At 69.6% G+C, this 26201-nt stretch carries 25 protein-coding genes; 16 read left to right on the top strand and 9 right to left on the bottom strand.

Translation table 11 applies throughout. The annotated features are described in order from the left end of the window. Positions 1-4: 4 nt before the first annotated feature. Positions 5-550 carry a hypothetical protein gene (locus DMH03_RS24955; protein WP_233611620.1) on the top strand — a complete coding sequence of 182 codons (546 nt, stop codon included), beginning with the start codon at positions 5-7 and terminating at the stop codon, positions 548-550. A 114-nt stretch (positions 551-664) separates the two neighbouring features. Next, positions 665-2047, top strand: coding sequence for a PepSY domain-containing protein (locus tag DMH03_RS24950; RefSeq protein ID WP_125794415.1), 1383 nt, complete (start codon positions 665-667; stop codon positions 2045-2047). Here DMH03_RS24950 and DMH03_RS24945 read toward each other — a convergent pair. Beyond that, the gene (locus tag DMH03_RS24945) at positions 2037-2933 is read right to left on the bottom strand and encodes an SDR family NAD(P)-dependent oxidoreductase (RefSeq protein WP_125794414.1); all 897 of its coding nucleotides are present in this window, start codon (positions 2931-2933) and stop codon (positions 2037-2039) included. The genes DMH03_RS24950 and DMH03_RS24945 overlap by 11 nt on opposite strands. Positions 2934-3012: 79 nt before the next feature. Between DMH03_RS24945 and DMH03_RS24940 the strand changes: the two genes are divergently transcribed. Continuing rightward, on the top strand, positions 3013-3588 hold the full coding sequence (locus DMH03_RS24940) for a TetR/AcrR family transcriptional regulator (protein WP_125794413.1): 576 nt from the start codon (positions 3013-3015) through the stop codon (positions 3586-3588). Here the strand turns inward: DMH03_RS24940 and DMH03_RS24935 are convergent. Beyond that, positions 3486-4850 (bottom strand): MFS transporter, encoded by a 1365-nt coding sequence (locus DMH03_RS24935; protein WP_125794640.1) that lies wholly within the window; start codon positions 4848-4850, stop codon positions 3486-3488. The two genes, DMH03_RS24940 and DMH03_RS24935, sit on opposite strands and share 103 nt — an antisense overlap. 121 nt (positions 4851-4971) lie before the next feature. Continuing rightward, on the bottom strand, positions 4972-5613 hold the full coding sequence (locus DMH03_RS24930) for a TetR/AcrR family transcriptional regulator (protein WP_125794412.1): 642 nt from the start codon (positions 5611-5613) through the stop codon (positions 4972-4974). 127 nt (positions 5614-5740) lie between these two features. Here DMH03_RS24930 and DMH03_RS24925 point away from each other — a divergent pair, with 127 nt between their 5' ends. The 3 genes from DMH03_RS24925 to DMH03_RS24915 all read left to right on the top strand — a co-directional run bounded on the left by DMH03_RS24925 (position 5741) and on the right by DMH03_RS24915 (position 9624). Further along, positions 5741-6589 (top strand): shikimate dehydrogenase, encoded by an 849-nt coding sequence (locus DMH03_RS24925; protein ID WP_125794411.1) that lies wholly within the window; start codon positions 5741-5743, stop codon positions 6587-6589. Beyond that, positions 6579-8342, top strand: a complete 1764-nt coding sequence (locus DMH03_RS24920) for a bifunctional sugar phosphate isomerase/epimerase/4-hydroxyphenylpyruvate dioxygenase family protein (RefSeq protein WP_125794410.1) — start codon at positions 6579-6581, stop codon at positions 8340-8342. Before DMH03_RS24925 ends, DMH03_RS24920 begins: the two co-directional genes overlap by 11 nt. Positions 8343-8466: 124 nt before the next feature. Further along, positions 8467-9624 (top strand): HNH endonuclease signature motif containing protein, encoded by a 1158-nt coding sequence (locus tag DMH03_RS24915; RefSeq protein WP_125794639.1) that lies wholly within the window; start codon positions 8467-8469, stop codon positions 9622-9624. Between the two features lie 461 nt (positions 9625-10085). Here DMH03_RS24915 and DMH03_RS24910 read toward each other — a convergent pair whose 3' ends face one another. Together DMH03_RS24910 and DMH03_RS24905 are read right to left on the bottom strand one after the other, a co-directional pair. Further along, positions 10086-11261 carry a 4-hydroxybenzoate 3-monooxygenase gene (locus DMH03_RS24910; RefSeq protein ID WP_125794409.1) on the bottom strand — a complete coding sequence of 392 codons (1176 nt, stop codon included), beginning with the start codon at positions 11259-11261 and terminating at the stop codon, positions 10086-10088. A 32-nt stretch (positions 11262-11293) separates the two neighbouring features. After that, positions 11294-12064 (bottom strand): IclR family transcriptional regulator, encoded by a 771-nt coding sequence (locus DMH03_RS24905; RefSeq protein ID WP_125794408.1) that lies wholly within the window; start codon positions 12062-12064, stop codon positions 11294-11296. Between the two features lie 75 nt (positions 12065-12139). On the opposite strand from DMH03_RS24905, the gene DMH03_RS24900 reads away from it, so the two are divergent. Next, positions 12140-13363, top strand: coding sequence for an FAD-binding protein (locus DMH03_RS24900; protein ID WP_125794407.1), 1224 nt, complete (start codon positions 12140-12142; stop codon positions 13361-13363). On the opposite strand, the gene DMH03_RS24895 is transcribed toward DMH03_RS24900, so the two are convergent. Then, on the bottom strand, positions 13360-13710 hold the full coding sequence (locus DMH03_RS24895) for a hypothetical protein (RefSeq protein ID WP_034316452.1): 351 nt from the start codon (positions 13708-13710) through the stop codon (positions 13360-13362). The genes DMH03_RS24900 and DMH03_RS24895 overlap by 4 nt on opposite strands. Positions 13711-13823: 113 nt before the next feature. On the opposite strand from DMH03_RS24895, the gene DMH03_RS24890 reads away from it, so the two are divergent. Continuing rightward, entirely contained in the window at positions 13824-14996 is a 1173-nt protein-coding gene (locus DMH03_RS24890; RefSeq protein WP_233611619.1) for a PLP-dependent aminotransferase family protein, read from the top strand. Here DMH03_RS24890 and DMH03_RS24885 read toward each other — a convergent pair. Next, positions 14993-15697: a FadR/GntR family transcriptional regulator gene (locus tag DMH03_RS24885; protein ID WP_125794406.1), complete on the bottom strand. Its 705-nt coding sequence runs from the start codon at positions 15695-15697 to the stop codon at positions 14993-14995. The genes DMH03_RS24890 and DMH03_RS24885 overlap by 4 nt on opposite strands. A gap of 147 nt (positions 15698-15844) precedes the next feature. Here DMH03_RS24885 and DMH03_RS24880 point away from each other — a divergent pair, with 147 nt between their 5' ends. The 3 genes from DMH03_RS24880 to DMH03_RS24870 are packed head-to-tail and all read left to right on the top strand — an operon-like array spanning position 15845 to position 19825. After that, entirely contained in the window at positions 15845-17122 is a 1278-nt protein-coding gene (locus tag DMH03_RS24880) for an SLC13 family permease (protein ID WP_125794405.1), read from the top strand. 11 nt (positions 17123-17133) lie between these two features. Then, positions 17134-18564 carry an acyl-CoA synthetase gene (locus DMH03_RS24875; protein WP_125794404.1) on the top strand — a complete coding sequence of 477 codons (1431 nt, stop codon included), beginning with the start codon at positions 17134-17136 and terminating at the stop codon, positions 18562-18564. Continuing rightward, entirely contained in the window at positions 18557-19825 is a 1269-nt protein-coding gene (locus DMH03_RS24870) for a carboxyl transferase domain-containing protein (protein WP_125794403.1), read from the top strand. The genes DMH03_RS24875 and DMH03_RS24870 overlap by 8 nt, the downstream gene beginning before the upstream one ends. On the opposite strand, the gene DMH03_RS24865 is transcribed toward DMH03_RS24870, so the two are convergent. Next, positions 19803-20759: a helix-turn-helix domain-containing protein gene (locus DMH03_RS24865; protein WP_199749004.1), complete on the bottom strand. Its 957-nt coding sequence runs from the start codon at positions 20757-20759 to the stop codon at positions 19803-19805. The genes DMH03_RS24870 and DMH03_RS24865 overlap by 23 nt on opposite strands. A gap of 101 nt (positions 20760-20860) precedes the next feature. On the opposite strand from DMH03_RS24865, the gene DMH03_RS24860 reads away from it, so the two are divergent. Further along, complete coding sequence (locus DMH03_RS24860; protein WP_125794402.1) at positions 20861-21862, top strand: trans-acting enoyl reductase family protein; 1002 nt, start codon at positions 20861-20863, stop codon at positions 21860-21862. On the opposite strand, the gene DMH03_RS24855 is transcribed toward DMH03_RS24860, so the two are convergent. Next, the gene (locus DMH03_RS24855; RefSeq protein WP_125794636.1) at positions 21852-22352 is read right to left on the bottom strand and encodes a D-alanyl-D-alanine carboxypeptidase; all 501 of its coding nucleotides are present in this window, start codon (positions 22350-22352) and stop codon (positions 21852-21854) included. The genes DMH03_RS24860 and DMH03_RS24855 overlap by 11 nt on opposite strands. A gap of 154 nt (positions 22353-22506) precedes the next feature. Here DMH03_RS24855 and DMH03_RS24850 point away from each other — a divergent pair, with 154 nt between their 5' ends. From DMH03_RS24850 to dhbA, 4 genes are all read left to right on the top strand, one after another. Next, positions 22507-23241 carry a response regulator transcription factor gene (locus DMH03_RS24850; RefSeq protein ID WP_125794401.1) on the top strand — a complete coding sequence of 245 codons (735 nt, stop codon included), beginning with the start codon at positions 22507-22509 and terminating at the stop codon, positions 23239-23241. Then, complete coding sequence (locus tag DMH03_RS24845) at positions 23238-24644, top strand: ATP-binding protein (RefSeq protein WP_125794400.1); 1407 nt, start codon at positions 23238-23240, stop codon at positions 24642-24644. Before DMH03_RS24850 ends, DMH03_RS24845 begins: the two co-directional genes overlap by 4 nt. After that, positions 24641-25102, top strand: a complete 462-nt coding sequence (locus tag DMH03_RS24840) for a GerMN domain-containing protein (RefSeq protein WP_125794399.1) — start codon at positions 24641-24643, stop codon at positions 25100-25102. The genes DMH03_RS24845 and DMH03_RS24840 overlap by 4 nt, the downstream gene beginning before the upstream one ends. A gap of 321 nt (positions 25103-25423) precedes the next feature. Further along, positions 25424-26173, top strand: coding sequence for a 2,3-dihydro-2,3-dihydroxybenzoate dehydrogenase (gene dhbA / locus DMH03_RS24835; RefSeq protein WP_125794398.1), 750 nt, complete (start codon positions 25424-25426; stop codon positions 26171-26173). Positions 26174-26201: the final 28 nt, after the last annotated feature.

The raw sequence follows: 26201 nt of genomic DNA, 5'->3' as shown, positions 1-26201 counted from the left end.
CTCCGTGCGCACGCCGACCCCGACCGGAGGCCCGGCCAGGCGCCTCCGCGGCGGGGCCGTGGGGGTCCTGACCGGCACTTTGGCGACCGGCGCCCACGTCGGGACCAGCGGGCGAGTCCCCGACCTCGGTGTGGTCGTGCTGCTCGTCGCCCTGCTGAGCTGGGTGGCGTACGCGTTCGCCGGCCGTCGGCGCGGTCCGCTCGCCATTCTCTGCCTGGTCGCGGGCGGGCAGGTGGCGATGCACGCCTGCCTGACCTTCCTGACCTGGCAGTCGCACTCCCATCACGCCGAAACCCCGGGCAACGGCCTGGCCATGGCGGCCGGGCACGCCGCCGCGACCCTTGTGGTGGCCATGGTGCTCGCGGGCGCCGAGCGCGTCCTGTTCGCGCTCACGGCGCTGATCGCTTCGGTCCTCCCGCGCCGCCTGACCCCGCGGCCGGCGACGGCGCCGCTGCGGATCCACGTCCCGCTCACGGTGAAGTTCCCCGCGACCGAGGCGCTCCTGCGAGACGTGCTTTCGCGGCGCGGTCCGCCGGTGTCGTTCGCCTGATCCCCGAAACCCTGCCGAGACCCATGCCCCGGCAGGGCTCTGCCCGCGTGCCGTGACCATCCCGGCGCGCGGCGAAGGCGCACGCCTCCCCACCGACGCCTCAGGAGTTCCCCCATGGCAACGCAAACCGATCCGACCACGAGTCCACCCCGCACCTCCGGCTGGCGCGGGCTGTTCCTCCGCCTCCACTTCTACGCCGGTGTTCTCGTCGGCCCGTTCGTCCTCATCGCCGCGCTCACCGGCGTTCTGTACGCGGCGACGCCGCAGATGGAGTCCTGGATCTACGCCGATCAGCTCCGGGCACCCGTCGGGCTGAACCAGGTCTCACTCGCCGACCAGGTCAAAGCGGCCCAGGCGGCGAACCCCGGCGGTGATCTGGTCGCCGTCCGTCCCGCCCCCGAACCGGGAGACACGACCCGGGTGCTCTTCGCCCAAGACGGGCTCGGCGAGTCCGAACGGCGCGCGATCTTCGTCGACCCCGCCACCGCGCAGGTGCGCGGGGATCTCGTCGCGTACGGCTCGAGCGGTGCCTTGCCGTTCCGGACCACGCTCGACCAGTTGCACCGCAACCTGTTGCTCGGCGAGCCGGGTCGGCTGTACAGCGAACTGGCCGCGTCCTGGTTGTGGGTGGTCGCGCTGGGCGGTCTCGTGCTGTGGGTGAGCCGCCGCCGCGCCCGCCGGAACGAGAAGGCCGAGTCCGCGCGCGGGAAGTCGGTGCGCCGTCACGGATCTGTCGGCCTGTGGGTGCTGCTCGGCGCACTGTTCCTTTCCGCGACAGGGCTGACATGGTCGGCGTACGCGGGCGAGAACGTCTCGGCGCTGCGTGAATCCCTCGGCTGGGCGACTCCGGCGTTGAAGGTGACCGGCGCCGACGAACACGCCGGGCACACCGGGCACTCGGGTCACGGTGAAGCGCCCGCCGCGAAACCCGAGAGCGTGGACGCGATGCTCGCTTCGGCCCGCGCCGCCGGGATCGACGCGCCCTCGGTGGAGATCGGGCTGCCTGCCAAACCCGGCGGTCCTTGGCAGGTGGCGGAAGTCGAGCGCGGCTGGCCGACGCAGGTCGACGCCGTCGCGGTCGACGGGACCACCGGGCAGATCCTCGGCGAGGTGCGGTTCGACGACTACCCACTGATGGCGAAGCTCGCCCGATGGGGGATCGACGCGCATATGGGCGTGCTGTTCGGCTGGCCCAACCAGATCTTGCTGCTCATGCTCGGCGCCGGGCTGGTCACGCTGGTCGTGCTCGGCTACCGCATGTGGTGGCGGCGCAGGCCGGCCCGGGCCACCGGGCTGACCTTCGGGCGGCCCATCCCGCGCGGGCAGTGGCGAAAGGCCCCGCCCGCCTTGGTGGCGGGTCTTCTCGTCCTCGCCGCCGCGATCGGCTGGTTCGTGCCGCTGTTCGGCCTCAGCCTGCTGGCGTTCCTGGTGATCGACCTGGTGCTGGGCCTGCGGTCCCGCCGGTCCGAACCGGAAGCCGCCGACGTCACCGAATGAGCTCCGCGCTCGCCGCCCACAACCGGGCGGCGAGCGCGGTGTCGGCCAGCCTGCCACGCACCGGTTCCCGCCGGGGTTCACCGCGCAGGCCGAACACCCGGGGGCCGAACATCTCGCCGCCGCGCACGGCGGGATCGAGAACGGCGCGGACGGCGGGCCAGGCGCCGGCTTCCTTGCCCTGCAACAGAAGTCCGGCCGGGAACTTCCGCCCGCCCGGCGACGCGTGCACCGGCCTGGGCGGGGTCAGCGAGTCGAGCGCGCCGCCGGGATGGTCGACGACGCTCAGCACCGTGCTGCCTTCCGCGCGCAGCCGCCTGTCGAGTTCGAAGGCGAACAGCATCTGTGCCTGCTTCGAGCGCGCATAGGTGCGTTTGGGCTGGTAGTCGCGCTTGCTCTGGAGATCGTCCAGATCGAGTTCCGCGGACTTGCCCACGAAACTGCCCGTGGTGACGACGCGGCCGGCCTCCGCCGCTTCGAGCAAGGGCAACAGCCGGTGCACCAGCACGAAATGACCGAGATGGTTGGTGGCGAAGGTCAGTTCGAGGCCATCGGCGGTCTCCTGCCTCGGCTGGTCCTCCAGGAGGACGCCCGCGTTGCAGACGACGGCGTCCAGCCGCTCGATCTCCATGGTGTCCACAGAGGACTTGATGGACGAAAGATCGGAAAGGTCGAGCCGCAGATGCCCGAGCCTCGCGTCCGGGACCCGGGACCGGATCGAGGCCATCGCGGCGTCGGCCTTGGCGGCGTTCCGGCTGCCGAGGAGAACGGTGGCTCCGGAGCCGGCGAGCTGTTCGGCGACGAAGTAGCCGATCCCCGCGTTGCCGCCGGTGACCAGGAAGGTCTTGCCGTCGGCTCGGGGCAGGTGGTGGACGTCCCAGTCACTCATGACGTGCTCCTCGAAGTCGAAGTCACTCCGAAGATACAGTCATTATGATTTCGGAGTGACTTCGATGTAAGGTGATCGCATGGGACCGACCGAGCCGGGCAGGCGTGAACGCAAGAAGGCGGCGACCCGCCAGGCCCTGTCGGAGGCGGCGCGAGAACTGTTCCTGGAACGGGGTTTCGACAACGTCACCGTCGCGGAGATCGCGGACAGCGCGGACACGGCGGTGTCCACGCTGTTCGCGCATTTCCCCGGCGGCAAGGAGGCGCTGGTCCTCGGCCACGGGCAGGAACGCGAGGTGGCAATCGCCGCCGCCGTGCGCGAACGCGCCGAGGGCGTCTCGATCCTGGAAGCCTTGCGGGGCTTCCTCGCGACTCGCGGCCCGTTTGATCCGGATCCCAGCCCGTTGGCGCGCCGGGTCGCGGATCTGGTGATCGCCACCCCGGCCCTGCGCGCCTACGCCAGGACATTGTGGACGGGCTGCGAGGACGCGCTCACGAAGGTCATCGCCGAAGAGGCCGGACAGGACGATTTCTCCGTGCGGTTGCTGGCCCGCTATGTCCTGGAGGTCCCGGACCTCGCCGGGGCCGAGCCGGATCCCGCCGCGGCACTGGACGCCGCTTTCGTCTTCCTGCGACGAGGCTGGCCGGGGTTCTGAGCGGCCGTCCCGAGGTCCTCGGTCGGAACGCGGTGCGTCTCGCGGGCGGTGAGCGCCGCCGTGGCACTGAGCAGGCAGACCGCGGCGGTGAAGACGGCGACGCCGAGCCAGTCTTCCTTCCCCGAGCCGATCGCGGCCACCACGCTGGGGGCGAACCCGGCGATGGCGAACCCGATCTGGGTGCCGATCGCCATCCCCGAAAGGCGGACCTTCGCACTGAACATCTCACCGTAGAACGACGGCCACACCCCGTTGACAGCACTGTAGGCGACACCGAACAGCAGAATGCCGAGCGCGAAGATCAGCGGATACGAACCGTCCGAAATGGACCACAGGTACGGAAAGATCAGCACGGCACAGGCGAGACAGCCCGCGATGAACACCGGTTTGCGGCCGATCCGGTCGGAAAGCCCTGCCAGGAAGGGGATCGCGAGCAGTGCGACGACATTGGCCAGTACGCCGACCCACAGAATCGGCCCGCGTTCGAGCCCGACCGTGTTGACCGCGTAGCTCAGCGCGTAGACGGTGAAGATCGTGCTGACGGAGGCGATGGTGGCCGCGGCGACGACGCGGAGCACGTCCTTCCAGTGCGTCCGGAAGAGGACGGCGACCGGCAGTTTGGCGACGTCGGAGCGGTTCTGTTCGAACACCGGGGTCTCGTCGATCTTGCGGCGGATCACGAAGCCGACCACCACCACGACGGCACTGCACCAGAACGGGATCCGCCAGCCCCAGGTGAGCAACTGTTCCTGGGGGAGCGCGGCGATCGGGAGGAACACCGCGGTGGCGAGGATCTGGCCGGCCTGGGTGCCGCTGAGGGTGAAGCTCGTGTAGTACCCGCGCCGGTGGGCGGGAGCGTGCTCCATCGACATCGAGTTGGCGCCCGCCTGTTCGCCGGCGGCCGAAAGTCCTTGCAGCAGGCGGAGAACCACCAGCAGGATCGGGGCGAGCACGCCGATGGAGGCGTAGGTCGGCAGGCAGCCGACGAGGAACGTCGTGGCGCCCATCAGCAACAGCGTGAACACCAGGACCTTCTTGCGGCCGAGGCGGTCGCCGACGTGCCCGAGCACGAACGCGCCGACCGGGCGGGCCAGGTAGCCGACGCCGAAGGTCGCCAGCGCCAGCAGTGTTCCGGTGGCGGGGGAGGAGGCCGGGAAGAAGACCTTGTTGAACACCAGCGCGGCGGCGGTTCCGTAGATGAAGAAGTCGTAGTACTCCAGTGCGCTGCCGATCCAGGCCGCCAGTGCGGCCTTGCGGGGCATGCCTTGCGTGACAGGAGGGGGAGAGGCCACGTCGACGCTCCAATGTACGATCCAGCAATGTACGATCTAGTTAGTTAATACAGCGTGCGAGACGGTGCCCCGGTTGTCAAGAGCGGGGATTTCAGGCCGTCAGGTACTCGATCACCAGGTCGCCCAGCATCAGGCGATAGTGGGCGCGGCGCGCGGGGTCGAGCATGTCGCGGCCGAAGATCGCGGAGAAGGTGTGCCGGTTCGCGAGGCGGAACACACAGAACGAGCTGATCACCATATGCACGTCGAGCGCGTCGACGTCGTCGCGGAACCGGCCTGCTTCCCGGCCGCGGTCGAGGATGCGGGTGAGCACGTCGAGGGCCGGATTCGCCATACCCGACAAGGCTTCGGACCGCGCGATGTGCTCGCCGTGATGGATGTTCTCGATGCTCACGAGCCGGATGAAGTCCGGGTTCGCCTCGTGGTGGTCGAAGGTGAGCTCGGCGAGCTGGCGGATCGCGTCCTCGGGTTCGAGATGGTCGACGTCCAGATCCTGTTCGAGGGCGCGGATGGTCGCGTACGCCCGCTCGAGCGCGGCGACGTAGAGCTGCTCCTTGCCGCCGAAGTAGTAGTAGATCATCCGCTTCGTGGTGCTCGTACGATCGGCGATCTCGTCCACTCTCGCGCCGGCGTAACCCTTGTCGGCGAACTCTCTGGTGGCCACCGCGAGAATCTCGGCGCGGGTGCGTTCCTTGTCTCGCTGGCGCTCGACCTCGGACGACGGTGCGGCCACCTGACTCCCTCCGAACCGCTGGTGGAGGCCCCACTCTAGCGCAGCCCTTCTCGCGTCGGCCGGTGCGCGCTACAGTGAACTCACTAGTTCGTACATTAATTCGACTCGGCATCCACGGAGGATCTTGGTGACCAGCTACCTCATCGGCCTGGTCGGCAGCGGCATCGGGCCGTCACTGAGCCCGGCGCTGCACGAACGGGAAGCCGACGAACTCGGGCTGCGCTATCTCTACCGGCGGCTCGACCTCGACGTGCTGAAGATGCCGATCGGAGAGGTGCTGGCCGCGGCGCGGACCGCGGGCTTCGACGGCCTCAACATCACCCATCCGGTGAAACAACAGGTGCTGCCGTACCTCGACGAGATCGCGCCCGACGCGGCGGCGCTCGGCGCGGTGAACACGGTGGTGTTCCGCGAAGGGGTGGCGACCGGGTACAACACGGACGCGACCGGTTTCGCCCGCAACCTCATCCAAGGACTGCCCGACGCCGACATGGACACGGTCGTCCTCCTCGGCGCGGCCGGGGCGGGCGCCGCCGTGGCCCATGCCCTGCTTTCGCTGGGAACCGGACGGCTGATCGTCCACGACGTCGACTCCGCGCGCGCCGGGACCCTGGTGGCCGGACTGCGAAAGCGGTTCGGCGACGACCGCGCCCTTTCCGGCTCACTCGAAGACGTTCGGACCGCCGACGGCCTCGTCCACGCCACCCCGACCGGGATGGCCGCGTATCCGGGATCACCGGTTTCCGCCGAGTCGCTGCGGCCTGGGATGTGGGTGGCCGACATCGTGTACCGGCCGCTGGAGACCACGCTGCTGAAACAGGCGCGGGAGCGCGGATGCCGGACGCTGCACGGCGGCGGGATGGTGGTCTTCCAGGCGGCGGACTCGTTCCGTCTCTTCACCGGCGCGGAGCCGGACGCCGACCGGATGATCCGTCATTTCGAAGCGTTGGAAGGGAAACCCGCCCATGCCCGGTGACACCGCCATCGCGACCGTCTGCCTGTCGGGCACGCTAGAGGACAAACTCGCCGCGGCCGCCGCGGCCGGCTTCGATGGGGTCGAGATCTTCGAGAACGACCTGATCGCGTCACGGAGGTCGCCTTTGGAGATCCGGCGGCTCTGCGCCGATCTCGGCCTCACGATCGACCTCTACCAGCCTTTCCGTGATTTCGAGGCGGTGCCGCCGGACGTGCTCCGGTCGAACCTTCGCCGGGCACGACGGAAGTTCGACCTCATGGCCGAACTCGGCGTGGACACCGTCCTGGTCTGTTCGTCGGTCTCGCCCGACGCCGTCGACGACGATGATCTCGCCGCCTCGCAGTTGTATGAATTGGCTTCGCTGGCCGCGTCGCGCGGAATCCGTGTCGCCTACGAAGCCCTTGCGTGGGGCCGGTTCGTGAACACGTACGAGCACGCGTGGCGGATCGTCCGGCGGGCCGATCACGCGGCCTTGGGGGTCTGCCTCGACAGCTTCCACATCCTTTCGCGGCGCAGCGATCCCCGCGCGATCCGGACCATTCCGGGGGAGAAGATCTTCTTCCTGCAGCTGGCCGACGCGCCGATGCTGGACATGGACGTGCTGCACTGGAGCAGGCATCACCGGCTCTTCCCTGGGCAGGGCGCGTTCGACCTGGCCACGTTCACCGGTCACGTCCTGGCGGCGGGTTATCGAGGGCCGCTTTCGCTGGAGGTGTTCAACGACGTGTTCCGGCAGGCGGACCCGCGCGCCGCGGCCGTCGACGCCATGCGATCACTGGTGGCTTTGCGTGAATCCGTTCGCACCCTTGAGATTCCCGAGGCTCCTCGGCTGGACGGGCACGCCTTCGCGGAGCTCGCGGTCCCGGGAACGGTGCTCGCGGGACTCGGCTTCACCCACGTCGGAACCCATCGCACGAAGCCGGTCCAGTTGTGGCAACAGGGATCGGCGCGCTTGCTGGTGAACGAAGCGACCGAGGAGGGTGCGATCAGCGCACTCGGCCTGACCAGCGCGAACCCGGCCGGATCGGCGCGGCGCGCGGAGACGTTGCTCGCGCCGGTGCTGCCCCGCGAACACGGCCCGGACGAGGCGGACCTGTCCGCCGTCGCCGCGCCGGACGGGACCGAGATCTTCTTCTGTGGCAACGACGAATGGTTGCGCGACTTCGTTCCGTCCGGGACCGCGCCGACCGGGCTGGGGATCACCGGCATCGATCACATCGCCTTGACCCAGCCCTTCGATCACTTCGACGAGGCGACACTGTTCTACCGTTCGGTGCTGGGCCTCCGGCCGGAACCGGTCTCGGAGTTCGCGGCGCCGTTCGGGCTCGTGCGCAGCCGGGCGGTCGGAGATCAGGACGTCCGCTTGACGTTGGACAGCGCCCTGGTGCGGCGAGGGGAGTGGGCGCCGGGAGTGCCGTCGCCACAACACATCGCTCTCGCTTGCGACGACGCCATCGCCGTCGCGCGTGCGATGCGGGAGGCGGGTGCGCCACTGCTTTCGATCCCCGGGAACTACTACGACGACCTCGATGCGCGGTTCGATCTCCCGTTTTCGTCGGCACTGCGCGAAAACTCGGTGCTGTATGACCGGGACGCGTCCGGCGAGTTCCTGCACTTCTGCACCGAACTGGTCGGCTCACGGGTGTTTTTCGAGGTGGTGCAACGGATCGGCGAGTATCGCGGGTACGGGGTCGTGAACACGCCGGTGTACATGACAGCGCATCGGGAACGACGGCTCAGTCTGGCGCGCTGAGGCTCGCTCCGGTTTTGTCGGTGGCCGGTTGTAGGTTCGTTCCGTGGCTACCACTGGGGCCGAACTCAAGGCCGTTCTCGAGGTAATTGCCGATCCCGAACGTTTGGAGGAGATCAATGCGTTAATCGATTCGTTGGACGACAAGGATTCTCTCCTGGTCGCGAAGCAAGCCGGTGTCGCGCTGGCACGCATCGAGGCGCTGCGGTATCGGGCGCTGTCGCGGTTGAGCAAGGTGCGCGGCGGCGTGCGGAGTGTGGTGCAGGAAGTGGCACTGGAACTGTCTCTTGTGGACGCTTTCGCCGGTTCTCTCGTGGCGACGGGGGTGGCGTTGACGTCGCGGCTGCCGCGGACGTTGTCGTTGATGGACCGCGGAAAGGTAAGCGGGTTCGCCGCGCAGAAGGTGGCCGAAGCGACGGCATGGTTGTCCGACGAGGACTCCTTGGTGGCCGATGCGGCACTGGAGTCGCGGTTACCGGACAAGAACAGTGATCAGGTCAGGAAGGCCGCGAGCTACGCGGCGACGAGGGCCGACCGATCCGGTGCCGAAAGACGGACGGCCGAGCGCAGGGAAGGCCGCCGCCTGTCCATGGCGCAAGGCGAGGCCGGAGTCGCGTCGATCGAGGTGGTGGACGGCCCGGTCGAGAAGGTCACCGCGGCGTACCAACGAATCCACCGGGAAGCGCGAGCGCTTCGCAACCAGGGGGATACGCGGACGATGGACCAGCTCCGGGCCGATATCGCGCTCGATCTGCTTCTCGGTGGACAGGGTGGCGTCTCCGAGCGCGCCGAGGTGTTCCTGTACATGGATCTCACCACGTACCTGGGCTTGAACGACGACCCCGTGAAAATGGCCGGACACGGCTATATCCCGGCCGGACTGGGCCGTCACATCGCCACCGGACCGGACACCGTCCTCCGGCGCATCATCACCGATCCGCTCAGCGGCCAAGTCCAAGACCTGGGCAGAACGCGATATCGCCCCGACGCGGCGACGGCCGAGTTCGTCCGAGTGCGGGATCGCGAGTGCCGAAGACCCGGCTGCGACCGGGCCGCCCACACCTGCGAACTGGACCACTCGATCCCCTGGCAGTTCCAGGGCGAAACGAACGTGGCCGATCTGGTCACCTACTGCCGTCGTGACCACCGGCTGAAGGACGAACCCGGCTGGATCTATCGCCTCGACCCCGACGGCAGCCTCACCGTCACCACACCCACCGGGCAGGCCCACACCAGCACACCGCCGCCGCTCCACGAGCCACGACCCGATTCCCTGCCGTTCTGAGGCGTTGCCGTGAAACGGCGACGGGGTGGGGCCGGCTTGTGGTCGTGGGCGTGGGGTTGCCGCGGGATGGCGACGGTTGGGGCGAGCCGGGCTTGGCGGTGGGCCGTGGGTTGTGGTTTGTTTGGTTGTTGTCGCTCAGCGGTAGCGACCGCCCGGGTCGCGGTTGCCCTGTCAGTGGCGGCCAGCGCTCGGCCATATCGGGTGTTGCCGCGAAATGGCGACGCGCCGCTCCGATCAAGGCTCGCCTGCAGACAGAGTTTCCCAACTTGTCTTGGTCGTTGCCGCCAAACGGCGACGAGGTGCGGTGAGTGGCCGGCTTGCGTTCACCGGTGCGGCGTTGCCGTTCACCGGTAACGCCGCATCGGGTCACAGCTGCCCTGTCCATACTGGTCACCGCTCGACCATGCCGGTCGTTGCCGCCAAACGGCGAAAGCCGCGAACCCGCCACCCGCTCATCCGAATCAGAAACCAATCGGCAGTCCCGCGTAGTTCTCCGCCAATCCCGCCCGCCCCGCCTCACTCCGCGCCAGCCACTGCAACTGCGAAAGCTGGAGTTGCCGGTCGAACGGATCGTCCGACTGGTGCAGCATCGTCGTCATCCACCACGAGAAATGCGTGCATCGCCAGACCCGGCGTAGTGCGGTGTCGGAGTAGGCGTCAGCGAGCGTGGAGTCCTTGTCCCGCACCAAAGTCGCCAGGGCGGGGGCGAGGAGGGCGACGTCGGCGACGGCGAGGTTGAGGCCTTTGGCGCCGGTGGGCGGCACGATATGGGCGGCGTCGCCGGCGAGGAACAGGCGGCCGTGCCGCATGGGTTGCTGCACGAAGCTGCGCATGGGCAGCACGCTCTTGTCGGTGACCGGGCCTGGCGTGAGGGTCCAGCCGTCTTGGCCGTGGCCGAGCCGGGTCGCGAGCGCCTCCCAGATCCGGTCGTCGGACCAGGTGCCGATGTCGGTGCCGTTGGGCACTTGCAGGTACAGCCGGCTGACGGTGGCCGAACGCATGGAGTGCATCGCGAAACCGTCGGGATGCCAGGCGTAGATGAGCTCGTCGGTCGACGGGGCGACGTCGGCGAGGACACCGAGCCACGAATACGGGTAGGTGCGCTCCCAAGTCTGCTTCGCGGCGTCGGGAATCGCGGTGCGGCAAGGACCGAAGGAGCCGTCGCAGCCGACGATGAGGTCGGCGTCGAGCTTCTGCGGTATGCCGTCCGCGTCGGTGAAGGTGAGGTAGGGCCGGTCGGTCTCGATGTCGTGGACGGCGGTGTCGGCCACCTCGTAGTAAATCTGCTGCCCGGCTGCCGCTCGCGCCTTGCCGAGGTCCTTCGTCACCTCGGTCTGGCCGTACACGGTGACGCTTCGCCCGACCAGGTCCACGAAGTCGAGATGGTGCCGCTCCCGCGGCCACTGCAGGTAGATGCCGCGGTGCTCGTCGCCCTCGCGGTCGAGCCGGTCCGACAGGCCTGTCTCGCGGAGGAGGTCCACTGTGGACTGTTCGAGAATACCCGCCCGGATCCGCGCCTCGACGTACTCGCGCGAGCGGGTCTCCACGATCACCGATTCGACCCCTGCCAGATCGAGAAGATGCGACAGGAGCAGTCCGGCCGGGCCGGCGCCGACGATGGCGACTGGGGTTCGCATGACCGGAGTCTGGCCGCCGGGTGGGCGAACTCCTAGCGTTCGCTTCCACTCAGTGAAAGCGGCAGGCTTCGCCCGATTCCGGCGGCCGCGACCTGGAGTGCGGAAACCAGCCTCGCCCGGCCGCGGCTCAGATCCGGGACGACCAGGCCGAGCGCCGCGACGACCTCGCCACCGGACGGCCGGATCGGGACGGCGACCGAGCAGGCGCCTCGGCTCATCTCCTCGACGGTTTGCGCGAAACCCTCCCGGCGGACGCGCCGCAACTGCTCGCGGAGCCGTCCGGGCTGGGTGATGGTGTACGGCGTGACGCGGGTCAGGGAGGCGAGCACCTGCCGCTGGACGTCCTCCGGAGCCCAGGCCAGCAGCACCTTCCCGACGCCGGTGGCGTGCAGCGGCAGCCGTCCGCCGATCCGGCTGACCACCGGTACGGACGCGTTCCCGGAGAGCCGGTCGAGATAGAGCACCTGGACGCCGTCCCGCTCGCCGAGGTGCACGGTGGCGCCGGTCGCGCCGTAGAGGTCCTGGAGGAAGGGAGCGGCGACCTGCCGCAGTTCGAACTGGACGGGCGCGAGCAGGCCGAGGTCCCACAGCCGCCTGCCGATGGCGTACCGATCCTCGCGCCGCTCCAGCGCGCCCAGGCCCACGAGTTCGCGGGCGATCCGGTGCGCGGTGGGCAGCGGCAGGCCGGCGCGGCCCGCGAGTTCGGTCAGCGACAGCTCACGATGGTCGACGTCGAACGCGCCGAGCAGCGCGAACGCCCGTGACGTGACGCTGGCGCCCGGCGTGGACAGGTTTCCGGCCATCCGGGCATTCTCTCACTGAGCGGAAGTCAGCCGCTGTAGGCTCGGGGGCCGGACGCAGTAAGGAAAAGGGGCTCGGTGCGCGAGACGAACTGGGCGGGGAATCAGACTTTCACCGCAGAACGCATTCTTCGCCCTCGGACCGTCGAAGAGGTTCAGGAAGCCGTCGCCAGGGCGACGGCGGTCAAGGCACTGGGCAGCAGGCATTGCTTCAACGACATCGCGGACTTCCCAGGCGGTGTCCAGATCGATCTCGCCGGGCTCGACCCGGTGGCTGAATTCGACAGTGACGCGGCGACGGTCACGGTGCCGGCGGCGGCGCGCTACGGCGACGTCGCCATCCAGGCGCACGCGGCCGGGTTCGCGCTGGCCAACCTCGCTTCGCTGCCTCACTGCACGGTGGCGGGCACCGTCGCGACGGCAACCCACGGTTCCGGGCGGCTCAACCAGAGTCTCGCGTCGGCGGTGTCCGGTTTGGAGCTGGTCACCGCGGACGGTGAGGTGAAGACGTACTCACGGCACGACGGCGTGGTCGTCGGCCTCGGCGCGCTCGGCGTGGTCACCCGGCTGACGCTCGATCTGGTGCCGTCGTTCGACCTCCGCCAGGACGTCTTCGACGGCTTGCCCTGGGAGTCGGCGTACGAACACTTCGAAGAGATCCAGGACGCGGGTTACAGCGTCAGCCTGTTCACGAACTGGGCGCGCGAGACGATCGACCAGGTCTGGGTCAAGGGGCCGGGGCGGCCGGGCGCGGACTTCTTCGGCGCGAAGGCGGCGGACGGGCCGCGGCATCCCGCTCACGCGGCGGGTATCCCGGCGGACAACTGCACGCGGCAGCTCGGGGTCCCGGGGCCGTGGCACGAACGGATCCCGCATTTCCGCCTCGACTTCACGCCCAGCGTGGGGAACGAACTCCAGACCGAGTACTTCGTGCCGATCCGGCACGCCGTCGCGGCGATGGAGGCGATGCGCGGCATCGGGGACCGGCTGGCGCCCGTCCTGCTCACCTCGGAGATCCGCACGGTCGCGGGGGACGACCTGTGGCTCAGCCCGTTCCACGGCGGCGACAGGCTGGCACTGCACTTCACCTGGCAGCCGGACGAGGACGCGGTCCGCGCGCTGTTGCCCGTCATGGAGGAACGTTTGGCGCCCTTCGGGGTCCGGCCGCACTGGGGGAAACTGTTCCACCACGCCGCGGACTACCCGAAGCTGGCCGATTTCCGGGCGCTGGCCACCGAGCTGGACCCGGACGGGAAGTTCCGCAGCCCCTTCGTCCGGCGGCACGTGTTCGGGGAGCGCTAGTCCGATTGCGACCAGGCCGCGACGGGCAGTGAGAGGTACACGCCGACGTCGTCGATGCCGGTCGCGGATTCGATGCTCGTGCGCAGCAGGTCCACCCGCTCCTGCCGGTTGTCCGCCCGGCTCGGGAACCACTTCGAGCGGACCTCGACCAGGAGATCGAGCCCGAACCGGTCGAACGGTCCCGGCGTGCGGAACCGCAGTTCCACGTCGCCCGGCTGGAGGTCGCCGTCGTAGGGCTCCTCGGGGCACTCCACGGCGACGGACACGAGATGCGGCAGAACCGAACCGAGCTCACGCAGCTTGGCTTCGGGAAGATGGGGCGCGTAGGTGATTTCCACGAGAGGCACGAGGACGAGCCTAGGGGAGCCGGGCTGCTGATATCCTGGCGGCAGTTGCTTGCTCGCGCGGGAAGATCCCCGGCTGCTGCACTGGAGCCGCACGTTTCTCCCGAGGAGCCTTCATGTCTCTTCCCCTCGCCCGTCGTATGGACGGCGTCACCAGCTCTCCCGTGCGCGATCTGCTCGCGCTCACCGCCCGTCCGGGCGTGATCTCCTTCGCCGGCGGCATGCCCGCGCCGGAACTGTTCGATGTGGACGGCCTCCGCGCCGCCTTCGACCGGGCACTCGCCGACAGGTCCGCGTTGCAGTATTCGCCGACCGAAGGGAATCCGCGGCTGCGCGAGCTGCTCGCGAAGCGGCTGGCCGGTCGCGGGCTCGCGACCACTGTGGACGATCTGCTGATCACCACGGGTTCACAGCAGGGCCTTCAGCTGCTGAGCACCGCGTTGCTCGATCCCGGAGCCACCGTGCTGGTGGAAGAACCGGTGTACTTGTCCGCGTTGCAGTGCTTCCAGCTCGCCGAGGCGCGGATCGTGCCCGTTCCCGGCGACTCGGAGGGGATCGATCCGGCCGCGCTGGACGAGATCGCGGCCAGGGAACGGCCGTCGCTGCTGTACCTCGTCCCGACGTTCTCGAATCCCTCCGGCCGGACGATCAGTCCCGGCAGGCGTCGCGCGCTCGCGGAAGTCATCGCGCGCCACGGGTTCTGGCTCGTCGAGGACGATCCGTACCACGAACTGCGGTATCGCGGCGAACGCGAAGAACCGATGTCGGCCCGCCCGGAACTCGCCGAGCGCGCGATCTACCTCGGCAGTTTCTCGAAGGTGATAGCCCCGGGGATGCGGCTGGGCTGGCTCCGGGCACCGAAGGAACTCCTGCGCCGCGTCGCGATCCTCAAGCAGGCCAGCGATCTGCACACCTCGACGGTCGATCAGGCGGCGGCGGCCGAGTACCTGGCCGCCGCGGATCTCGACGCCCACGTGCGGAAACTGTGCGCGACCTACCGTGTGCGCCGCGACGCGATGCTTGCCGAGCTGCCCGCGATCACGCCGCCTGGCACGACATGGACCGACCCGGATGGCGGGATGTTCGTCTGGGTCACCCTTCCCGGCGGCGCGGACACGGATTCGCTGCTTCCCGAAGCGTTGCGCCACGACGTCGCTTTCGTGCCCGGCTCGGCGTTCCAGGTGGGGGAGCCGGACCGGTCGGCGTTGCGGCTCTCGTTCGCCACGCACGCGCCGGAGACGATCGCCGAAGGGCTGCGGCGGCTGCGCAAAGCCCTTCATAGCCGCTAGTCGGCCTGCGGATCCCAGGTCAGCAGCCGGACCTTGCTGACGGTCTGGACATGCCGTCGCATCGCGTTCGCCGCCGCCTTCGGATCGCCGTTCCGGATGGCGTCGGCGATCTTCTGGTGCTGGCTCAGCGAGCGGGACGGCCTGCCGGGCTGCCGTAGCGACTCGTTGCGGCTTTCCGCGATCTGCGCGTCGATCGAGCGCATGAACTCGGCGAGGAGACTGTTGTTCGCGGCGGCGGTGATCGCTTCGTGGAACCGGCGGTCGCCTTCTTCGCCGTGCCCGCCGTCGCCGATCTCGGTCGCCATGTACGCCAGCGCCGCGTCGATGGCGGCGATATCCGCGTCGGAGCGCCGAAGGGCGGCGAGTTCCGCGAGCTTGGTCTCCATCGCCTCGCGGGCTTCGAGCACTTCCGGGAGCCGGCTGCGGCGCGCCACGAGTTCGTCGACCGGTTCGACGTCGAGGTGATCGTTGCGCAGGTAGGTGCCCCCGCCGTGGCGGGACTCGAGCAGTCCCTGTACTTCGAGGACGACGATCGCCTGCTTGATCGACGCGCGGCTGACCCCGAGCCGCTCGGCGAGGTCGCGTTCGCTGGGGAGCTTGTCGCCCGCGTGCAGGCCGGACTCCTCGACGTGCGCCTTGATCCGCTCGATGACCTGCTCGTAGAGCTTCGCCCGGTTCAACCGGCTCAGCGCCTCCGGCACTCGGTCCCCCTCGCTCGTACTGGACAAGTGGCTGAGCCAATTTACCATTCATGGGTTGACAGGTGGTCGCCGTCACAGGGAAAGTGGCTCAGCCACTAGTCCACTCGGCCACTCGCCAAGGGGCTCCCGCCGTCAAGGAGGACGGTCATGTCCGCCCAGCTGATCTCGATTCTCGTCCTCGTGGTGATCTTCGCCCTCGCCACGACCCGTTCGATCAACATGGGGGCGCTCGCCTTCGCCGGCGCTTTCCTCGTCGGCACCCTCGCCGGTGGCCTGGACACCGACGGCATCTTCGCCGGATTCCCCGGCGACATCTTCGTGGTGCTGGTGGGGGTCACCTACCTGTTCGCCATCGCCAGGGCCAACGGCACCACCGACTGGCTGGTGGCGGCGGCCGTCCGGCTGGTCGGCGGCCGGATCGCGCTGATCCCGTGGGTGATGTTCGTGGTCACCGGCGCGCTGACCGCGATCGGCGCGGTGAGCCCGGCGGCCTGCGCGACCGTCGCGCCGATCGCCCTCGGTTTCGCCGCCCGGTACAAGATCAGCCCGCTGCTCATGGGCGCGATGGTGGTGCACGGCGCGCAGGGCGGCGGGTTCTCGCCGATCAGCGTCTACGGTTCGATCGTCAACGGGATCGTCGAGCGCAACAACATCGCGGGCAGCCCCGTGGTGCTGTTCTTCGCGAGCCTCGGCATGAACCTCGCCATCGCGGGCGTCCTGTTCGTCGTCCTCGGCGGGACCAAGCTGAGGCGCCGCGAGCTGGTGACGGCGGGCGCCGCCGGTGCGGAGGCCGACGAGGAACCGCTGCCGCACGAACAGCGCATTCCCTTGGACGGCCCCAAGATCGTGACGCTGACCGGCCTGATCGCGCTCGTGGTCGGCACTCTGGTGTTCGACCTCGATCCGGGTCTGACCGCCATCACCGTCGCCGTGCTGCTGAGTGTCGTGTGGCCCAAGACCAGCCGGTCCGCCGTCTCCGAGATCACCTGGCCGACCGTGCTGCTGATCTGTGGCGTGCTGACATATGTGGCCGTGCTGAAGGAGATCGGCACCATCGACTACGTCGGCAACGCGGTCACCACCGTGGGGATCCCGCTGCTCGCGGCGCTTTTGCTGTGTTACATCGGCGGCGTCGTCTCGGCCTTCGCGTCGTCGGTGGGGTTGATGGGCGCGCTCATCCCGCTCGCCGTCCCGTTCCTGGCGCAGGGCACGATCGGGCCGGTCGGCATGATCGCCGCCCTCGCGGTCTCGGCGACGATGGTGGACGTCAGTCCGTTCTCCACCAACGGCGCGCTGGTCCTCGCCAACGCGAAGGACGTCGACCGGGACAAGTTCTTCAAACAACTGCTGGTCTACGGGGCGCTCGTGGTGGCCGTCGTGCCGCTGATCGCCTGGCTCGTGTTCGTCGTGCCCAACTGGGGCTGAGGAGGAGATCCATGCTGATCGCCGGAAAGAATGACCGCGTCGCCCTGCGGTTCGGGGCCGAATCCCTGACCTACGGCGAACTCGCGTCCGTCGCGGGTCCGATCGCCGCCGCGCTGGCCGGTCGCACGCGCGTCGCGGTGTGGGCGACACCGACGCTGCGGACCTGTGTCGCGATCGTCGCCGCGCTGACCGCCGGGGTCCCGGTGGTGCCGGTCAATCCGAAGGCCGGATCACGCGAACTGGCGCATATCGTCGCCGACAGCGCGCCGGATCTCGTGCTGGCCGCGCCGGATCTCGTGCTGGCCGCGCCGGATGCCGTGCTGCCGCCGGAACTCGAGGCGCTGCAACGGGTTCCGATCGAGCTGGACCTCTCTGGCACGCCGTGGCAGGGTGACGAACCGGACCCGGAGGCCCCGGCATTCGTCATCTACACCTCCGGGACCACCGGGCCGCCGAAGGGTGTCCTGCTCCCGCGCCGGGCGGTGGCGTCGAATCTCGACGCGCTCGCGGAGATCTGGGACTGGACCGACGCCGACGTCCTCGTGCACGCCCTTCCGTTGTTCCATGTGCACGGCCTGATCCTGGGGGTGGTCGGCCCCTTGCGACGGGGCGGTTCGCTGCACCACCTCGGCCGGTTCACCAGTGAAGCGGCCGCGAAGGAACTCGCCGGCGCGGGCACGATGCTCTTCGGCGTCCCGACGATGTACCACCGGCTCGCGGCCGACTGCGAGGCCGATCCCGCGCTGGCCGCCGGAGTGGGTGCGGCGCGGCTGCTCGTCTCGGGTTCCGCGGCGTTGCCCGCGACCGATCACCAGCGCATCACCGCCGCGACCGGCCAGCGGGTCGTCGAACGGTATGGAATGACCGAGACGCTGATGAACTGCGGTGTCCGCGCCGCGGGGGACCGGCGGCCCGGTGCGGTCGGCCCGCCGGTGCCCGGTGTCGAGCTGAGGCTCGTCGGCGACTCCGGCGAACCGCTCACCGGCGAGACCGTCGGCGAGATCGAGGTCCGCGGCCCGAACCTGTTCCTCGGCTACCTGAACCGGCCGGACGCCACGGAAGCCGCGTTGCACGACGGCTGGTTCAAGACCGGCGACATGGCGATGCGCGATCCGGACGGTTACGTGCGGATCGTGGGCCGCCGCGCCACCGACCTGATCAAGAGCGGCGGTTACAAGATCGGCGCGGGCGAGATCGAGAACGCGCTCCTGGAACATCCCGGGGTGGCCGAAGCGGCCGTCACCGGGGAACCGGACGACGACCTCGGCGAGCGCATCGTGGCCTGGATCGTCCCCGCCGAGGTCAAGCCGTCGGCGGGCGAACTCGCCGACCACGTCGCCGGACTACTGTCACCGCACAAACGGCCGCGCGTCGTGCACTACCTGGAAGCGTTGCCCCGCAACGAGATGGGCAAGGTCCTCAAGCGGGCTCTCCATGGCTGACCCACTCGGCTGGAACGGTTACGGAGCCTCCCTGGCACGTGCGAGGGAACGCACGGGCACGGACGAAGCGGTCGTCTGCGAACGCGCGAAGATCGGCGGCCACGAGGTCGTGAAGATCCGCTTCGAGTTCGGGTTCCTCGGTGGTTCGGTCGGGACCGGGACCGGTGCGCTCATCGAGCGGGCGCTCGACGAGGCCCGCTCGCACCGTCTGCCCGTCGTCTCGCTGTTGTCCACGGGCGGGACCCGGATGCAGGAAGGCGTGCCCGCCCTGCGGCAGCTGCAACGAATCGCGCGCGGTTTGGCGCTGCTGCGCGAAGAGGGGATGCCGCACATCGCTGTCGCGCGGCATCCCACCACCGGCGGGGTGTGGGCGTCCCTCGGTGCCGACGCCGATGTCGTGCTCGCCGTTCGCGGCGCTCAGGTGGGCTTCGCGGGCCGCCGGGTGCGGCCGGAGCGGTACGCCGACGATCTCGCGTATACGGCGGAAAACCAGTACGCGGCAGGGTATGTCGACGAACTGGTGACCGAAGACGCGCTCGCCGATCGGCTGGAGGTCTGGCTCGGCCTCTTGACCGGTGCTTCCGGGGACCGTCCGGCGGAGCTGCCGCGCGCGCTCGGCGAGCTCGATCCCGCACGGGACGGCTGGCACGCCGTCCAGCGGGCGCGATCGGTGGATCGGCCACGCGCGGGCGCCTATCTCGACGACCACTTCGCCACCCGCGTCCACCTCCGGGGTGGCGTCGACAGTGGCGTCCTCTGCGGGATCGGGAGCCGTGGCGGGCGGCCGTTCGCCTTCGCTGCGCAGACCGGGACCGCGACCACACCCGACGGCTTCCGGACCGCGACGCGGTTGATCCGGCTCGCCGACCGGCTGGGGCTTCCGGTGCTGACGCTCGTCGACACCCCCGGCGCGGCCGCCGATCCGGTCGCGGAGACGGCCGGGGCCGGGAACGCCATCGCCGAACTGTTCGGCACGATCGCGGCGGCGAACGTGCCCATTACGACCTTGGTGATCGGTGAGGGCGGTTCGGGCGGTGCGCTCGCCTTCTGTTCGACGGACCGGATCTGGCTCACCCCGGACGCCTGCTTCACCGTGATCGCCCCGGAACTGGCTGCCGGGATCCTCAAACGGGACCCTGAAGAGATCCCCGCCCTCGCCGGCGAACTCAAGCCACGCCCCGAAGATCTGCTCGCCCTCGGTGCCATCGACGGCATCGCGGGATCGGAACCGGTCACCTTCACGCCGGCGCGACTGCGTTAGCCGCGCGGAAGGTGCGGCGGTAGCTGTCGGGCGGCACGCCGACCGTCCGGTTGAAATGCCGTCGGAGTGTCGCGGCGGTGCCCATCCCGGTGGCCTCCGCGATCAGGTCGACGCTGTCGTCGGTGCGCTCCAGGAGTTCCTGCGCGCGGCGGATGCGCTGGTTCAGCAGCCAGCGCAACGGGGTCGTCCCGGTCGCCGACCGGAAATGCCTGGCCAGATTGCGCGAACTCATGTTGGCGTGGCGGGCGAGATCCTCGACGGTCAGCGGCCGGTCCAGCCGTTCGGTGATCCAGGGGAGCAGGCCGCCGAGCGGATGGTCGTCCTGCTCGGGCACCGGGGCGGTGACGAACTGGGCCTGCCCGCCCGCGCGGTGCGGCGGGACGACCAGGCGGCGGGCCACGGTATTCGCGACCGCCGAACCGTGGTCGGAGCGGACGAGATGCAGGCACAGGTCCATCGCGGCGGCCTTGCCCGCCGAGGTGAGCACGCTGCCGTTGTCGACGTAGAGGACGTCCGGATCGACCTCCACCAAGGGATGGCGGGCGGCGAGGACGTCGGTGTGCGCCCAATGCGTCGTGGCGCGGCGGCCGTCGAGCAGACCCGCGGCCGCCAGCACGAACGCGCCCGTGCAGAGGGACGCCACCCGTGCGCCCGCTTCGTGGGCGGCCCGTACGGCATCGATGAGGTCTGCGGGCGGATCGACGTCGATGTCGGCCCAGCCGGGAACGATGACCGTGTCGGCGCGCGCGAGATGGCCGAGCCCGTGGTCCGGTTCGAGGAGGAAGCGGCCGACCTTCACCGGTTTCGATCCGCAGACGCTGAGTTCGTACCAGGAGCTGGCGAATCCTGGCAGGCCCGTGCCGAAGACTTCGTGGGCGATGGCCAGCTCGAACTGCAGCATGCCGTCAGTGGCGGCGAGGGCGACCGTGCTCATGTCCGAAAGTGTACGCATGATGGCGTTCCGGACACTGTCGGCGGACGGGATCCGCCGACAGGATGTCCACAGTGGATCAGTCGAGGACAGGAGAACCCCTGATGGGTACGTACGACGTCGCGGTGTTCGGGGCTTACGGGCACACCGGGCGCTTCGTGGTGGAGGAGTTGCGCGAGCGCGGTTTCGGCGTGCTGGCGGTGGGGCGTGACGAGGCCAAACTGCGCGGTCTGCCCTGGTCCGATCTCGACATCCGGCAGGCATCGGTCGACGACGCGGCTTCGCTCGACCGCGCGTTCAAGGGCGCCGACGCGGTGATCAACGCAGCCGGGCCCTTCGTCGACACCGCCGCTCCGGTGATCGAAGCGGCGTTGCGGGCAGGTGTCCCGTATCTGGACGTGGCGGCGGAACTCGAAGCGAACATGGACACCTTCGCGCATTTCGGCGACCGTGCCGTGGGAGCGACGGTGATCCCGGCGATGGCGTTCTTCGGCGGTCTCGGCGACCTGATGGTCACGGCCGCGATGGGCGACTGGAAGTCCGCCGACGAAGCGCATATCGCCTACGCGCTGAGCAGCTGGCACCCGACCGAAGGGACCCGCGCGGCGGGCAAGGTGTCGCGGGAACGGCGAGGCGGTCAGCGGATCCGGTTCTCCGGTGGCCGGATCGAGTACCGCGACGACGCGCTGCCGGAACTGGACTGGGACTTCCCCGCGCCGTTCGGGACCCGCGCCGTGCTCGGTGAGTTCACGATGGCCGACGTCGTCACCGTCCCGAGCCACCTCGCCATCCCGGAGGTGACCACGTACATGACCGTGAACGCGGCTCGTGAGGTGGTGACACCCGAGACGCCCACGCTGGGAGCGAACGGCCCGTCCTCGCAGGAGTTCCTGGTCGACGTCGTCGTGCGCTCCGGTGCCGCGGAACGGCGGATCGCCGTGCGGGGCCAGGACATCTACGCGATCACGGCACCGCTGGTGGTGGAGGCGGTCCAGCGGGTGCTCGACGGGCGGACCAAGGCGACCGGGGTCGTCTCGGCCGGGGAGGTCTTCGACGCGGCCGACTTCCTGGCGGCGCTGGCCCCGCGGATCACCGTCACCGGGTGACACCCGCCCGCCAGCCCGGATGCGGCAGCCGCACGGGCGGGGCTTCGCCGGGACGGTACTCGAAATGCCACCATTCGTTGTCGTAGATCCGGTAGAGCGCGAAGCGGGCACCGTGGTCCTCCAGCCACTGCGCGCCTTCGCGCGGCCGGACGTCCAGCGCGGTACCTCGGACGTGCGCGGAATCCTTCGGCGGCAGGACCCGCTTGCGCCCGGCCTCGGCGAGGAACAGGCGATGCTGCTCGGCGGCGTCACGATGTCCCGAGGTGACGCCGAGCAGCGTGCCGTGCCGCCAGAACGCCTCGGTCCTGGCGGCGGTGAACGCGTCGAGGGTGCCGCCGGTGAGCCCGGCGAGGTTCTCGGCGGGGAACCGCAGCGACAGCGCCCAGCCGCAGGCGAGCCGCCGGGCGTGGCCGGGGGACCGCAGCCACGCCGGGATCAGCAGCAGCACCGCGAGGACGCGGGTGATGGCCGCGAGCACGAGTTCTTTCATGCCGTCCACAGTCGACGCCGCTTGTCCGAGGCCGATCGCGGTGAAGTGCGCGGACGCCGACGAAAATGTCACCGTTCCGCACGGAGCAGGCCGTGACAGAACGAAGACATTCCGCGGACGCTGCGTGGAAACAGGATGGGCACCATGGCGTGTCATGGACGAGCGGATCACGTCCGGCGCTGCGATAGTCGTCGGCATGCCCAGGGTGCTGCTCATCGAGGACGACCAAGCCGTGCGTGACGGGCTGTGCATGGCGCTGGGCGGCCGCGGCCACGCGGTCGACGCGGTGGCCACCGGCGAGGAGGGCCTCGCGCGGCTCGCGTCGCGGCCGCCGGACATCGTCGTACTGGACCTGATGCTGCCCGGACTGGACGGATTCGAGGTCTGCCGCCGGATCCGGGCCGCGGGTGACCTGCCGATCATCATGCTCACCGCGCGCAACGAGGACATCGACGTGGTGGCCGGGCTCGCCGCCGGCGCGGACGACTACGTGGTCAAACCCGCCAGGGCACAGGTGCTGGAGGCGCGGATCCGCGCGGTGCTGCGCCGCAGCGGGCAGCCGTCGCACGTGGCGCCCGCGCCGTCCGGGATCGAGCACCACGGCGACCTCGGCATCGATCGTGCCGCGCTCACGGTGACCAAAGGCGGCGAGCCCGTCGCGCTCGCTCCGACCGAGCTGCGGCTGCTGCTGGAACTGACCCAGGTGCCGGGCCGGGTGCTCAGCCGCCAATACCTGCTGGAAAGTGTGTGGGAGCACGGCTACTTCGGCGACTCGCGGGTCGTCGACGCCTGTGTGCAGCGGCTGCGCGCGAAGATCGAGGACGACTCGTCCGCTCCGGTGTACGTGCAGACGGTCCGCGGGTTCGGCTACCGCTTCGGGCCACTGTGAAGCTTTGGGGTCTGCGGACACGGCTGCTGACGGCGTTCAGCCTGCTGGTCGTGATCACGGCGGCGACGGTCGCCGGGTTCGGCTACGTCCAGTCCCGCACCGTGATCCTCCAGCAGGCACAGGACGCCACCGCCCGTGTCCTGGTCGACAAGGCCACCGCGCTGTATCCGCTCGGCCCGCTGCCGCCGGGTGACGGGACGCTGAGCCGGATCAGCGGCGAACTGTCCGCCCGTGACTTGAGTTCCTTGGTGCTGTACGCGGACAAGTCGAGCGGGAACGAGCAGATGCGGGCGCTGATCTCGCCCGAACTCCGTGCCCGGGTCCAGGGAGGAAACGTGGCCTGGCAACGGGTCGACGCCGCGGGCAAGCCGATGTTGGTGGTGGGCACCAGGTTCACCGTGCTGCTGCCCGGGGGACAGGAGCGGGCCTCGGGGATCGAAGCCTACATCGCCCGCAGCATGGTTCCCGAGGAACAGAGCATCGACGAACTCGCCACCCGGGCCTGGCTGATCGGCGGGGTGGCGCTCGTTTTCGCCATCGGACTGGCACTGCTGGCCGCGCGTGGCGTCCTGCGACCGGTGCGGGAACTGGGCGACGCGGCGCAACGGCTGGGCGCCGGCGATCTGCGGGCCCGCATCAGTGTCCGCGGTTCGGACGAACTGGCAGGCGTGGCGCGGACTTTCAACGAGACGGCCGAATCGCTGGAACGGCATGTCGGCGAGCTGCGGCGGATGGAAGCCGACGCGCGGCGGTTCGTCGCGGACGTCTCGCACGAACTGCGCACCCCGCTGGCCGCGATGACCGCGGTCGCGGACGTGCTGGAACAGGAGGCGTCGCGGCTGCCGGGGGACGCCGGACGTGCGGCGCGGATGAGCATCGACGAGACGCACAACCTGACCCGGCTGGTGAACGACCTCATCGAGGTCTCCCGGTTCGACGCCGGGGCCGCGGCCCTCGCACCGGAGGAGGTCGACGTCGCCGAGGTGGTCGCGGCGAGCCTGCGCATCCGCGGCTGGGCAGGCGAGGTGGAAGGAGACCTGCCCGCCGGGATCTTCGCCGGGCTGGATCCGCGGCGGATGGACGTCATCGTGGCGAACCTGATCGGCAACGCGTTGCGGCACGGGGAAAAGCCGGTCTCACTGAGACTTTCCGAAGCGGGGGAGTGGATCACGCTGGAAGTCACGGATCGCGGGCCGGGGCTGGCGCCCGAGGTGCTGCCGCACGTGTTCGACCGGTTCTACAAAGCCGATTCGGCCAGGGCGCGCTCCGGCGGCAGCGGACTCGGTCTCGCGATCGCCTGGGAGAACGCCCGTCTGCACGGCGGCACCCTGAGCGCGGCCAACAGCGTCGACGGCGGCGCGGTGTTCACCCTGCGCCTGCCTCGCCGGGTGGTGACGGAATGAAGCGGATCGTGTTCGCACTGCTCCTGATCGCGTCGGTGGTCGCGGGCTGTGGTGTCCGGCCCAGTGCCGTGATCGCCGGAGCGCCCGCGCCGACGGGGCCCGCCAACGGCGCGGTGCTCTACTTCCTGTCCGGCGGGCAGCCGGTCCGGGTGCTGCGCCCACTCGCCGAGGAACGGCCGCCCGCGAGCCCCATCGATCTGCTCGCCGCCGGACCGGACGAGAGCGAGCGGGAACGGGACTACACCACCGAAGTCCCGCCCGGCACCGCGGTTCTCGACCAGAGCGCCGGGCCCAACGGGGTCACGGTGACCCTCTCGATCGGCGTCACCAGGCTGTCGGCGATGGCCGTCGACCAGATCGTGTGCACGGCCAGGGACGCGCTCGGCGGAAGCGCGCAGATCACCTTGCGGGGCGAAGGAACCACGCGCGGTCCGCTGTCCTGTCCTTTGCCCGGTTAGCTGCGCGTGGGTCGTGAGTGTGAGGTGGTCGGTACCGGCGCCCTTTGTGTACCGGTGAGGAGTCCTTCACGCGCAGCCGGTACGCCCCGGCGACCACGGGTAGCGAGGGCCTCCTTCCCTACCTTCAGGGTAGGGAAGGAGGCCTTCACGGACTGCACCAACCAGGACCGGAACGCAGACACAAGTGGCACGCACCACTGCATTTTTACCGGGTCCCGGCCAGGCGGAAGTGTCACGGATCACCGGTGTCGGTCCCTCGCTTTGTCCGGATCCGCCCGCTAGCTTAGGCAAGGCTAAGCATAGGGAAACGGGGGTTGTGGCGTGGAAGGGATCGAGGGCAAGGTCGCGCTCGTCACCGGAGGCGCGCGCGGGATCGGGGCGGCCGTCGTGGACGGGCTCGTCGGAGCGGGCGCGATCGTGGCGGCGGTGGATCTGATCGAAGGGCCTTCCCGGGACGGGGTGACCTCGTTCGTCGCGGACGTCGGGGATCCCGCGGCCGTCGCGCGGGTGGTCGACGAGGTCGAACGCGAACTCGGGCCGATCGGGATCGGGGCGTCCGTCGCGGGCGTGCTGAAGCCGGGGTCGGTCTGCGAGACGAGCGACGAGGACTGGGCAGCGACGTTCGCGGTCAACTCCACCGGAGTCTTCACCGTCCTACGCGAGATCTCCCGGCGGATGATGCCTCGCCGGAGCGGTGTTCTCGTGACGGTCGGGTCGAACGCGGCGGGTGTCCCACGCGCCGGGATGGCCGCGTACGCCGCCTCGAAGGCCGCGGCGACGATGCTGACGCGGTGCCTCGGCCTCGAACTCGCCGGTTCCGGCATCCGCTGCAACATCGTCTCGCCGGGCTCGACCGACACCGAGATGCAACGTCTACTGTGGACGGACGAGAACGGCGCGGACCGTGTCATCGCGGGAAATCCGGAGCAATACCGTGTCGGCATACCACTGGGCCGGATAGCCGAACCCGCCGATATCGCCGACGCTGTCCTGTTTTTGGCCTCCGATCGAGCGCGGCACATCACGATGCAGAATCTCTACGTCGACGGCGGCGCCACGCTCCGCGGGTGATCTCGATGACGCAACGAAGACTTTTCGG

The organism is Amycolatopsis sp. WAC 01376 (assembly GCF_003947415.1).
GTDB lineage: Bacteria > Actinomycetota > Actinomycetes > Mycobacteriales > Pseudonocardiaceae > Amycolatopsis.
This window is presented reverse-complemented; position numbering and strand designations above follow the sequence as displayed.